Source organism: Paenibacillus sp. OSY-SE, from assembly GCF_000283315.1.
GTDB lineage: Bacteria > Bacillota > Bacilli > Paenibacillales > Paenibacillaceae > Paenibacillus_B > Paenibacillus_B profundus.
Genome location: NZ_ALKF01000200.1, coordinates 129,357 through 141,763, shown reverse-complemented (window position 1 = coordinate 141,763; position 12,407 = coordinate 129,357). Strand labels below are relative to the sequence as shown.

The window sequence follows — 12,407 nt, the reverse complement described above, 5'->3', positions numbered from 1 at the left end:
CTCATCCTCCAGATCTCAGTGATTTAATAACCGGCTTAAAAAGATTCGAGCCCGTTCCTCCTTCGGCTTGTTGAAAAACTCCGCAGGCGCCGCTTCCTCCACAATCTGTCCTTCATCCATAAAGACGATGCGGTCGGCAACCTCACGCGCAAAGCCCATCTCATGCGTAACGACGACCATTGTCATTCCTTCGCGAGCAAGCGATTTCATTACATCGAGCACTTCACCTATCATTTCCGGGTCTAGCGCAGACGTAGGCTCGTCGAATAGCATAATAGCCGGATTCATCGCAAGGCCGCGGGCGATGGCCACACGCTGCTGCTGTCCCCCTGACAACTGCGATGGATACGAGTCAGCTTTCTCAGGAATGCCGACTTTCCGCAAATAGTACATGGCTCTTTCTTTCGCTTCCTGCTCCGGCAGGCCGAGTACTTTCATCGGGGCAAGCATAATATTGTCGATTACTTTTTTGTGGGGGTACAAATGAAAATGCTGAAAGACCATGCCGATCTGTCTGCGCAGTGCATTGATTTGCAGCTTCTTGTCATGGACGTTCTGTCCGTTCACCGTCAATGTGCCCGAAGAGATCTCCTCTAAGCGGTTGATGCAGCGCAGCAATGTGCTTTTGCCGGAACCGGACGGACCAATGACGACGACAACTTCCCCTTGCCCGATGTGAAGATCGATGTCCTTCAGTACCTGAAAGGATCCGAAATACTTGTTCACCCCGGCACACACAATCATGTGAGTCACCTCCCTTCTTCCGGTAATGGGTGGATAAGAAGCCTCTATTATACATATGGACCAGTCTTAGGTTTATTAATAAAAAATGCGAATACATCCGATTGGCAAAGTCCCGGGTGCAATCTATCATTTACCAATAATGATTATGTTTGTATGAAATCGCATCAGAAAGAAAGCGGGTTGAAAAAATTGGGAGCAGGAACAGACAATCAGAAGCTGGACTTGAGCCGGATTGTATTTATCGGGCGTACATATGAGGAATATACAGGCATGTTCAACTTATCTGTAGAACAAATGGCAGGCAAACGAATTCTGGATTGTGCAGGAGGCGCATGCTCGTTCACCGCGCATGCCAATCGCCGTGGAATTCAAGCATCAGCATGCGATATCGCCTATGAATTCAAAGCAGACGACTTGGAGCGAAAAGGCATAGACGATCTCAACCATACGATGGAGAATATGGGACGGGTGGCCGATCAGTATGTATGGAGTTATTTTAGTTCCTTGAAAGCGCTGCAAGAAGAGCGAGCGCGGGCACTGCACGATTGTGTCCAGGATATGCGTGAGCAACCCGGACGATATCAAGCCGCGGCTCTCCCGACTCTCCCTTATGCAGACAAACAATTCGATATGTCACTGAATGCGCATCTCCTCTTCATGTATTCAGATCGGTTGGACTATGAATTCCATCTGACATCCCTTGTGGAATTGATTCGTGTCACGAAGGACGAAATTCGGATTTTCCCATTGACGGATCTGTCTGGCCGGAAATATGAGCATCTTGATCGTTTATTGCATGACGTGCAAGCTTGCATTCATTCCGCGCACATCGAAAAAAGCTCTTACGAGTTCCAACGAGGTGCCAATGAGCTGTTGTCCATCCGCCTGCAGCCATAACACAGCGGCAAAGCGTGCGGATACGATGCACCCCATCATTCCTTGGCTTGACCAGACGGAACGCCCCTTAATTTAAAAGGCATGCTATGTCTTCATGACAAAGCATGCCTTTTGCTTTTCGATGTCCTTTCAACCTGCCGTGCGGTTTGCCCGCATCTGCTTCTTCTTGAAAAAATGAATAATCTGCGCAATCGCCCCGTCGCCGGTCACGTTCGTTGCGGTGCCGAAGCTGTCCTGGGCGATATACAAAGCGATCGTCAAGCTTATCATCGCTTCGTCGAAGCCGAGCATCGATTGGAACAAACCCAAGGCTGCCATCACTCCACCTCCAGGAACACTCGGGGCGGCAATCATCGTAATGCCCAGCATAAGTATGAATGGCAGCATCGTTGCAAGCGATAGCGGTTGACCGTGAATAAATAGAATTGCGGACGTCACTGATGTTATTGTAATCGTCGAACCTGTAATATGAATGGTGGCACATAACGGCACGACGAAGTTAGCGACTTCCTCGTCCGTACCCAACTTCTTCGTCTGCTTCAAGGTTACCGGAATCGTCGCGGCGGATGATTGCGTGCCGAGAGCTGTGAAGTAAGCAGGAATCATCGTCTTCAGCATCGTAATCGGATTGCGCTTGTTCAAGGTGCCGGCAATGCCGTATTGGCACAGCAAAATGATCATATGCAGCAGCAAAATCATCACGAATACTTTCAAGAACACTTGCAAGATGAGCGCCACTTGCCCTGCTTGAGTCATGTTCATGAAGATTCCGGCGATATGAATCGGCAGAAGCGGGATGATCATGCTCGATATCACTTTGCCGACGATGTCCTTGAACTCACGCGTGAGCCCCAGAAGTGACTTCGCTTCAGTTGCGGTAATACCGATTCCGATGACGAAAGACAGCAGCAGTGCCGTCATCACGCCGAACACGGGCGGCATGTCGATGTTGAAAAAGCCTTGAAGCAGCATCTCTTCCGGATTGCCTGTCTGCACGGCCGAAGCGCCGGACAAAAGGGACGGAAAGGCAAATGCGGCCGCCGCATACGCAAGCATGCCGGACAGAACTGTCGACACATACACGATTGCGGCGGTCAGCCCTAACAACTTTCCTGCCCCGCGTCCTAGTTCCCCGATTCCCGGAATGATGAAGCCTAGAATGATTAATGGAATCATGAAGCTAAGAAATTGATTAAATATACTATTAAAGGTAGCAAATATCCGCACCACCCAGTCCGGCGCCACGAGACCAACCCCGATCCCGAACACCATGGCGATGATGATCCGTGGAAATAGCCCCAATCGTTTCATGCTATAAATCCCCCTCCAGTCAAAGCGAACAAAACAGACCTTTTGTCCTCACTGAGGAAACACAAGTGTTCTTTGTGAAGACAATTTCATATGATAGCACAATTCCGAGCGGAACCCTACTGCCAAATTCAGGAGTCATTTGCTTTGCTGGGTTAGACTCCTTGCACTATGGAGATATAGCCGCTACAAGCTATCCTTCTCCACGAACGGCTTAATCTTTGGAAATACACGCAACGCCGTATTATAGAACACATCTTCGTGATACGCCTCAGGAATGAGCTCTTTCACAAATTGAATGTACGGCTCCACAGGAGCGAGCGGCCAATCGGTTCCAAACAGCAGCTTGTCGTAATGATCGCAATACGTAATGGCATGCCGCAAATGGGCGAAGAAAAGTGGCGAATCTTTCAGACGCGCACATTGTGCGCCATCCCCAACCATGAGGCCGGATAGATCGGCGAATACGTTCCGGTTCTTATATACCACCTCAGCTCCGTCCAGCACCCACGGATCACCGAAATGCGCCATCATGAAATTGACACTCCGGTGCGTAACCGCGACTTCGTCAATTGTCAGCGGATGCGAATATTTGAGCAGGCCGCGTTCCGAATAGGTATCTCCGGTATGAAATACGACCGGCACCTTGTAGGACGCCGCCAGCTCATAGATCGGATCGTAGACGCGATCGTAGGCGTAGAACGGATAATAACCAAGGTAGATTTTCAGACCGACCGCTTCTGGTTTCTGTAACTCCTGTTCCAACTCTGCCAGTGCCTGCCCATCCAGCTTGTGCGGGTTAATGCCTAAGCAATACACAATTTGGGAAGGAAGGTGTTCTGCAAGATCCAAGCCCATCGGAGTGACAGCCTCATCATCAGGGAAAGCGCCTTGCTTCGTCTCTGTCAGTCCCATTCCGATACCAAGCACTACGTTGTTATCCGCATATTCGTGCAAGATGCCTTCCGCACTGTAATCGACGAACGATTTTTCCGCTGCGGTTGCCTTGAATTCTGCGATGTGAGACAGATGCATATGGGCATCAATGATTTTCATGAGCAGCAGCCATCCTCTCTATTCCGGAAATCGGATCTGTTTCAACGCAGCCAATGCTGCCGATTCAATCAAGTCATCAGTAAACAGGAACCATATCGGCGCAATATTCTGCACGCTTGTATTTTCCATGTTCAAATTCCGGTATACCGATGTTTCGCAAATATCGTTGTTGAAATAAATATTCGTATGGGCACTTGACGTCGAATTCACAATCTGGAGCATCTCTTTGCGTTGCTCCGTACCAAAGGCGCAATCGTTCGCCTCCCGAATGGACATGTGTCCCTTCCCTAAACGGTACAGTTGCGAAGCGCCTTGAGAAGGGTTGGTGCGAATCCAGCCCTCATCCATTCGTTCGTCGGGTTGAATGAATATCTCAGTCGACCACCCCTTCGATTCGAAGCAGGTGCCGGTTCGCTGATTGATTTCAACCGTATGACACACAACCGGAACGCCCGGAAGCAGCAAATAATACTGGCTGAACTTCAGCCCTTTGAGCTTGTCATGCTTCTGGATGTCAACACTAACCTTCAAGCCCTGCCACACGTTCCCATGTTGATCCCGTCGTTCCGTAAATTCAACCGTGCATGCTTCCTTCAAGACGGATAATGCGCTCAAACCGCCAATCTCACTTGCAGTACCGCCGATGTATGGATTCCACCACGATTTAGGTCCGCGCTCCGGAAATCCGCTCGACAACCACTCTCTTCCTTCGTATTGCATCGAATAGAGTGCAGGATAGAAATCGGGCGCTACCTTCATCCGAATCAGACCGTTGTCAGCCACGTATGTCTGATATCCCTTCTCCGTCTCGTTATAGAGCGAGATATCGGCATCCGTCTGCGTAAATACGACAGCGCTTCCCTTCACGTCATGCGTGCTAAGACGAGCGTGGATCTCGACGACATCGAGCGGCCGCTGTGGTGCCGGAAGCGCAAAGCTTGCTGTTCCCGCTTCCTGTTCGAACTTTAACGATTGGACCACCGCAGAGTCCGCCTCATGGCGCAGCTTGGCCGTAATCGTCCCATCATAGAAGTCGAATTTGCGCTGCTGTAAATCCACGTTCATGTCTGCGCGAACAAAGGGATTGTGCCCATTGACGACTAGCTCCGTGTGACTCGTCAGATGCAGATCGTCACGCAGCGCGTCCTCCAATGCAAAGGCACGGAACGCTTTCCAATCGGTAACTCCGCCTAAAGTCAAATATATCGGATCCATCGTCCGCTTCTCATGAGCGTCCAGCAGCCCGATATTGAATTCCAGACTGAATCGCCAGCCGTCCCTGTATAGCTGGCAGGACTTCGGCCAGCATATGCCGCGCGGCAGCGGACCGTTCGGAGAAAATATCCACGGTTCGGTCACTTTCCCGCTCTCCCAATGGTCATATTCGCTGCCAGCTGAATCATTGATTTCAATGAATCGTCCTTCATACGGCAGTATGGCGCCATACAAATAATATGGGATTGGCTGAGACAACCACAGATCGGCCGTCAGCTGCGCCCCAGACACATTCTCTGCTTCATACCAATGCTTGACCGTTCCGTCTCCGTACAGAACCGTATGCGAGATCAGCGCGGTCTGAGGAAACGAAGTCGAGCGGTAACGCACCGACAGACCGATGGCCCCTCGCTCCTCGAACCATTCGACCCGTTCCGGCTTCGCCTTCGACAATTCACTGGAGTACGGCTTGCCCAGCTTCGGATACGGCAGTGTGAGCGAGAACTCTTTCATGCCGGGACAAGAAAGTGATAGTTCATTGCGTTCTTTTCCGAATGTCAACGTAAATTTGCCGTGGAACAGCTGCCACTGCTGCTCATTCTCCCCTGCAAACGCTGCTCCCAATCCACGGAATCCCGCACCTATCAATTTCGAGAACGTAACGACACTTCCACATTCTTGACGTGCCTCGACTTGCAGCGCAGCGGAGTAATAACCTGGCGCAAGCACGCGATAAGGAACGGCTATCGAAGTTCTTTCTTTTGCCTGCAGCTTGACGCTGAAAGTCCGCCGCCCGAAGTCCAGATATGGACTCTCTGGGAGCTCGAGGCAGAACTCCGCCGGCTCGGCGAAGTTGTTCTCGATGTCCAAGCAGAAGCTTCCGCCCCGATTCGGGTATGTATCCCGGTCAGTCATCTTCAAGCTCAGATTGGCGGGAAACTTCGGCACGACGCCGAGCTGGAACAACGCCTCTGCACCGTTAATCCATATTCGCGTACATACCCGCGGACATGTCCGCCATTCACTTTGCTCTTCATTTACAGGACCTACGAAGAAGCTCGCATCGAGAGTTGCTTCTTCTTGCACATTTAGCTGCCGCTTCCATTCGAATGTAATATTGCGATCGTTTTCGCCTTGAAGCTCCAGCTTGAGCGGTTTACCGGACTTGTTCACGATGTGATATCCGATCTTATAAGACTTGCCAAATACAGGCTCTGCTTGCTCCACCGTTGCGCTTACGACATAATCGTCCGTTTCGATCAGACGCATGCCTCTGCCGCGCCGCTCGAATTCCACCCGCAGAGAAGAATCGCCCTTTTCCCAGGTGTAAGCGTAATAGTCGAATCCGTTCTCTTTCCTTCCGTCCGGCTCCACGGCGATTGCCCGCGTCGAGTCCGCATACCAATCGATCTCTGCCCAGTAGTTCGCAAGCGCTTCCGTCTGCAGCACAGCCGGGATGAAGTTCATCAGATGAGTCGTATCCTCCCGATCTTCCCAGAAAAATCCGCATTTCTTGTATAACGGCACGGCTTTCGTGTTGCCTTCCCAGGTGTATAGGTCCAGCCGAGGCCAGCCGAGCCGCACGGTCTCATCCAACGCTTCGCGGACGAGCATTTTGCCTGCTTTCTTGCCGTGATAATCCGGGCGGACGTTGAGCAGTCCTACGTATAGCGCTCCCGTATCTTCCCGGTATTCGAGCAAGCTGCAGTATCCAACCACTATCTCCTGTTCCATGGCCAGATATACTGTCAGCGAATCAGAGTTCTCCTCCTCCATCCGTACTTGCTCCGCCGTACGAATCGAATTTCCTCCACCCCAACTATCCTTGCTCACATTCCACATGTCGGCTACGGCCGCTGCATATTGGGGTTGGTAGCGGACGATCGTAATCGGTTCCATTGTGAACAACCTCCTTCCGATTCGATAATGCCGAATTCCTCTTCTGTCTTCTGGAAAAGGATTGATTTGAAGTGTGATGACCATAATATGCCATCTACTATAAATATAACGCCGTTAAGCAACAAAAGTTACATAAAAATGGGGCAATCCGCTCGATGCAGAGGATCTGACAATGGAAACGTTCATAAAGGCATTGTCTCCTAAGCTGAGAACGTGCCAAACAGCCGGTCTATCTTCGACCGGCTGTCCATGACAGGCATTCGCTTTTTCCACTTGCTCACCCTAATATTTGGAGCAAATATTGCTCTATCAATGCAGCAATCCCAGCCACAGCCAACATAAGCAACAGCGGGAACGAAGCCGGCACATAACAGTAAAGTGCTGTGACGAGCATGGCGCACCATATCCCCGTGCACCAATGACAGCTTAGCAGCATCCCCATCCACCGGCGAATGCCGGTGCCTTTGATTTCAATTTCCCGGATAACGGTGCCATTCTCATGAGTCACATACGATACGGCGAGAAACGGAGACCGAAGCGCCCACGTTATATCGTCGTAGACGATCAAGTGTGTCAACCGGAACGAAGCGAGTGCCAGAATGAACAGCTGAATCCATGTCAATTCAAACATTTTCACACCCCCTCATATGCGCAGTTCGTGCGAGTTCAAAAAGGTCACTTTTCAGCACCGAGAAGTACAAGTTTTCGTAAGAAACCTGCATCGGAAGCATACGAACAACAATCAGGCTGGCATGTCCAATCATTCTAGCAATGCATTGCATATGATAGAACTAGGTACGGGAATGGAGGTGACCGCTGATGTGCTTTTGCAACTCGATGAATAAGCTGAATGCGAATGGCACGAGAACTGTGGAAGTAGTGAAAAATGGACAAACACCGCAGCCTTCCCAGCAGATCATGTTGACTGCCCGCAAGGTGGAAGGTGTTGCCTATCCTGCAAACACATGGCGCAGCAAGTAACGGATGAGCTGAGTAAGAGATGATAGTACAACGTATGCTGTTCTTCCACAATTGGTGAGCAATCATATATTCATAGGTTGGTAAATAGGATAAATACCGCTGCCTCTTTGCTGCATCAATATCGGTCTCATCGACACAAATCGATGATGCCCATAAAAAAATCAGACATAGCGTCTGATCAGATTGTTGAGAAAAGCGGTTTTTAACTTCTCCAACAATCAGTTATAGGTTGAAAGAACAGTGTGTCCCTATAGAATGTAAATCGCCCCCTACTTGGCCTTCCTGGCCAGGTGGAGGGCGATCTTTTTAATGTTCTGTGCAGTGGCAGTCATCAATGCTTGTTCGAGGACGTTTGCTTTGCCCCGAAAACGGCAGTAGCGAAGCCCGTGGAGCTCTTAGGCATCCGCAAAGCTTCGCTCGATCGTTTAGTATCGCAGTCGGTACAAATACTTGCCAGAGCGGCTGAGTCGATTTCTCCACTTGGTATTTTAGCCGCTCTCCGGATCCGTCGTGCTGACCTTAATTTTCTTTTGTCTCCGCCACCTCCTGCGGGGAACGTTCGACCACCTGAACATTATGTTTCCGCTATGCTTAGCGATATGGCGAAGTAGATGATCTTCAGGCACCATATGTTCAAGGCAAACCAACTCGTAATCTAACTGAGGGTTAGGTTGAAGAGAATACAACATGCTAACACCGCTCCTTTCGGTCTATTATTACCGATATTATATTGAATTACCGCGGTGATATATTAAATTATTTGATTGAAAAAAGACTGTCGAGAGACTTTCTCGACAGCCTGTTCTCAACCTTGTTGAGACGGTATCATTCGCTTACGGCAGAACTTGGCGATCGCTCCTCCAGCGGTTACCGGGAAGCGATCGCTGCAAGCTGTTTTTCGGGCCTGGATGGTCAAAGCTGTAAATAAAGCCGGTACAGCATTCGGGCAGCTTCCCCGCGCGTAACAGCCTCGCGGGCTTTAATCCGCTTATCAGCGGGAACATCGATCAAGCGCTGCTTCACCGCCAAGGACATCGTTGGCTTGGCCCACTTGGATATCGTTTCTTTGTCTACGAATTGGTTTAGGTAATCCTCCGGATTCGAAGGGTAATAATAATGCTTCCTCTCATGCAGGAATCTTGCGCCGATGGCGGTCATTTCTTCCCGGGATATCGTACGATCCGGCTTAAATGTGCCGTCAGGATAACCTTCGACGATATGATTTTTTTCGGAAGAAGCGACAAATGGATGATGCCATTGCGGCGGATGCACGTCCGAAAAGCTTTCCTTCGCCGTTTCATCCATAACGTTAAACGCTCTGACCAGCATGGCCGTGAACTCTGCACGGGTGAGCAGGGAATCGGGCTCAAAATTGCCTTTGTCTTTTCCGGTAACGATTCCTTTGGAGCCTAGAAATTGTACCGCTTGCTTTAATTCTGGATCTCGGTCGTCAATATCAGGGAATGATTTCGAATTATCGTCCACGAGATACGTTCCGGATCGGTTGATTTCCGCTTCCATGCCGTTTTTGGACGGATTGTACTTCCCGCCGATCGGCTGTTTTATTTTCCCATTAACATAGAACATACTGCTATGTACTGCGTCTGCATAATTCGCAGGCAAAATGAGCTGGATGTTGCTTGATACACCTGAAAGCTCCTGCCCTTGTTCATCTAAAAATTGTATGCGATATCCGGCGTTATTCTCTTTCACCAGATGAATGACGATAACCGATTGCGAATGGAACAGGCGCTCTGCGGCCGCAACATTGAATACGAGTTTCGCATCCCCTGCATAAACGGTAATATAGTCAATATCCTTCCGGCCGACTAAGCCATTCTTATCCAGCTTGTATCTATATTCATTCTGTGCAGGCAAAGACAATATTTCCGCATTCACGATCAGCTCTCTCGCAGGAACAATCTTATTTTCTGACAGCGCCTGCTTTACCGCTGACTTCGCCTTTGACGCATTGCCTGCTAGTCGGTCAATCAACTCGGGCGTTATGACAAGCTGACCGTTAACAGGAGTCGGCTTCTCGCTGCTTGCGGCTGTGATCACAAGCTCTCCTGCTTGCGTCAGACCTTCCACGATAACCGAATTCTGCTTGTCAGCGTCAGGAATAGACCGGACGGCATTGAAATACGTATCGGACACCATGCTGCCGTCCACGACATACAACAATAAGTAAGTCGTCTCATCCGGAAAACCGGCTCTGGTTGTCGTGGCCCGTACAATGGTTTGTCCGGATTTATTCGCTGTTATGACCGGTATGCCATTCACATTCGCTATGGTTCCTATGCTCGGATCGTCAATGGTATACGTTATTTTGGTTCCGGGAAGCACATTGTTTGCGGCAATGGACTGTTGTCCGCCAGGCTGCAGCATCGTGATAAACGGATAAAGGCTGACTTCCGGTGAAGTCCGTATCACAGGTTGAGTTTTTGTCTCAGGACGATCACCCGTCGATTTGTTTACTGTCCCAGAATGATCGCCAGTTGGTTTGTCTGCTGTCCCTGAATAATCGTCAGTTGATTTGTTTCCTTTTCCCGAGCGATTGCCAGATGCCGATTCTTTCGTGAACACAACAAGCTTCGGCAAGGCAGAAACACTATCTTCCCACGCCCACAAGGTCTGATCCTTTTTCAATACATAATTTTTAAATATATATTTCCCCATATGTCTACCCTTGTCCTTATGGTGTACGGAAGCGATATCCGTAAGCCCGGGGAACACTTTACCGTTGTCTATTGACCAGAGCTTATCGTCCTTTCGCAAAGCATAAGTAGTATCGATATTCGAATCTGTCGGCTGTGAGCTAAATTGAACAATACCTCGCACGCCTGTTGCTTTATGTAATTGGACAGGTATACTTTCGGGTTCATACATTGGCCAAGACCAGACCGTGCCATCTTTCTTATAGGCATAGTTTGTCAAACCGCCCATCTCTATGTTGACGATATCTACAAGCCCTTTGATCTGCTTTGGACCTTCGTTATTAAATTGGTTTTGCGGCCAGTACATGTATGCCTCCCATTGCCATACCGAACCGTCTTTTTTAACCGCGTATACGTGTCTGTCCGCAGATTTTATGGATACGACATCATCAAGCAGCTTGTATTGAGCCGTCGACGAAGCTTTTCCTAATCGACCTACCCAACACCAAACCGAACCGTCTGATTTTAATACATACAAGGTCTTAAATTTTTGGTAGTTACTGGAATAATCAGCGACGAGTGAAGTTACGTGATTCAAATCTTTGATAGGCTTCGGAGTAGTCCTAGAGCTATCTATAAGATAGGTGTTGTTCCTAGAATCCCAACACCATACAGTTCCGTCTTTTTTTAGCGCAGCGTAGTTCGTCATAAATCGACTTTCCCCGTCCTTGCCCTCGAACGAGAACTGTTTCACATCCTGTAAGCCCGGAATTTGCTTCAGCCTGGCTTTATAGAATGGATCGGAAGCATGGAGGGGATAACCAGAGAAGTCCCAATACCATACGGTTCCGTCTTTTTTTGATAGAAGTATATTCCCATCAAGAATGTCGTAATCCTCGCCGATACGTGTATATTGCTGTTCGCTAACAGCACTTATGTCATTCCCCTTGGCTTGCACCGAACCTGAATGAGCCGTGAGAATTAACATAAGACTTAACAGCGCTGCCATCAATCGTTTCATTGTAGACCTCCATCAAAAACCTTGTTAATCTCGTTGTTCTGCTTCCCGGAGCCACGACGGTAATCCGATTGCCTGTCCCTGTTTTTCAATCTGGTTCCCTCTCTTTTCTCTATTATTTCTCATAATAGTTTCATCGGTTAAAAGGCGTTTCGATTTCACTTTCACCAAATTATTCATCATATAATCACTTTCCATGGTCAATGATTAATCCTCCAAAAGAATAACCCCCGGCGTTCCCACACGCCGAGAGTGAAAAAATGCTATTTTAGACCGAGTTATCACCTTAATTCATTCAGCAAATTTTTATGGGTGACCCGCTGATCATCACTAACCACCCGATCTGTCGCCAACCGGAATAGCTCGGGATGGTCCTCGACACAAACCAAGGGCTTCCCTTCAAAACAAATCGTCCCATCTAAATCAAATACAAATTTCATGTCATTGTCCACCTTCCTTTTACTAATCATAACAGCTTCCTGTATGATTAAAAGGACATATGTCCGAAAAAGGTGAAGACGATGAAGACCTCACAAGATCAAGCTATCGGTCAACGTTATTTATCACGACTTAAATTAGATGAAATATTTTCCCGATCAGATACTATCCCATTCAACATCGGATCTATGAAC

10 protein-coding genes and 1 pseudogene are annotated in these 12,407 nt (G+C 48.9%); 2 read left to right on the top strand and 9 right to left on the bottom strand.

All coding sequences use genetic code 11. The features are described from left to right. Window positions 1-15 precede the first annotated feature (15 nt). The gene (locus A372_RS0126640; RefSeq protein ID WP_019423980.1) at window positions 16-744 is read right to left on the bottom strand and encodes an amino acid ABC transporter ATP-binding protein; all 729 of its coding nucleotides are present in this window, start codon (window positions 742-744) and stop codon (window positions 16-18) included. A gap of 153 nt (window positions 745-897) precedes the next feature. On the opposite strand from A372_RS0126640, the gene A372_RS0126635 reads away from it, so the two are divergent. Then, entirely contained in the window at window positions 898-1,641 is a 744-nt protein-coding gene (locus A372_RS0126635; protein ID WP_019423979.1) for a hypothetical protein, read from the top strand. A gap of 129 nt (window positions 1,642-1,770) precedes the next feature. Here the strand turns inward: A372_RS0126635 and A372_RS0126630 are convergent, their stop codons facing one another. The 4 genes from A372_RS0126630 to A372_RS0126615 all read right to left on the bottom strand — a co-directional run bounded on the left by A372_RS0126630 (window position 1,771) and on the right by A372_RS0126615 (window position 7,750). Continuing rightward, complete coding sequence (locus A372_RS0126630; protein ID WP_019423978.1) at window positions 1,771-2,952, bottom strand: dicarboxylate/amino acid:cation symporter; 1,182 nt, start codon at window positions 2,950-2,952, stop codon at window positions 1,771-1,773. A 183-nt stretch (window positions 2,953-3,135) separates the two neighbouring features. Further along, window positions 3,136-4,005 carry an amidohydrolase family protein gene (locus A372_RS0126625; protein WP_019423977.1) on the bottom strand — a complete coding sequence of 290 codons (870 nt, stop codon included), beginning with the start codon at window positions 4,003-4,005 and terminating at the stop codon, window positions 3,136-3,138. Between the two features lie 18 nt (window positions 4,006-4,023). Next, window positions 4,024-7,119, bottom strand: coding sequence for a GNAT family N-acetyltransferase (locus tag A372_RS0126620; RefSeq protein ID WP_019423976.1), 3,096 nt, complete (start codon window positions 7,117-7,119; stop codon window positions 4,024-4,026). Window positions 7,120-7,396: 277 nt separating this feature from the next. Then, on the bottom strand, window positions 7,397-7,750 hold the full coding sequence (locus A372_RS0126615) for a DUF1360 domain-containing protein (protein WP_019423975.1): 354 nt from the start codon (window positions 7,748-7,750) through the stop codon (window positions 7,397-7,399). A gap of 188 nt (window positions 7,751-7,938) precedes the next feature. Between A372_RS0126615 and A372_RS38055 the strand changes: the two genes are divergently transcribed. Further along, window positions 7,939-8,100 (top strand): hypothetical protein, encoded by a 162-nt coding sequence (locus tag A372_RS38055; RefSeq protein ID WP_019423974.1) that lies wholly within the window; start codon window positions 7,939-7,941, stop codon window positions 8,098-8,100. A 269-nt stretch (window positions 8,101-8,369) separates the two neighbouring features. On the opposite strand, the pseudogene A372_RS38050 reads toward A372_RS38055, so the two are convergent. The 4 genes and pseudogenes from A372_RS38050 to A372_RS38045 form a co-directional block, all read right to left on the bottom strand. Then, window positions 8,370-8,525, bottom strand: a pseudogene (locus tag A372_RS38050) (transposase); the annotation flags it as partial. Window positions 8,526-9,012: 487 nt separating this feature from the next. Next, window positions 9,013-11,778: an S-layer homology domain-containing protein gene (locus tag A372_RS0126600; protein WP_019423972.1), complete on the bottom strand. Its 2,766-nt coding sequence runs from the start codon at window positions 11,776-11,778 to the stop codon at window positions 9,013-9,015. 24 nt (window positions 11,779-11,802) lie between these two features. Beyond that, window positions 11,803-11,979 carry a hypothetical protein gene (locus A372_RS37670; protein WP_019423971.1) on the bottom strand — a complete coding sequence of 59 codons (177 nt, stop codon included), beginning with the start codon at window positions 11,977-11,979 and terminating at the stop codon, window positions 11,803-11,805. Window positions 11,980-12,056: 77 nt separating this feature from the next. Next, window positions 12,057-12,215 (bottom strand): hypothetical protein, encoded by a 159-nt coding sequence (locus A372_RS38045; protein WP_192813638.1) that lies wholly within the window; start codon window positions 12,213-12,215, stop codon window positions 12,057-12,059. Window positions 12,216-12,407 lie beyond the last annotated feature (192 nt).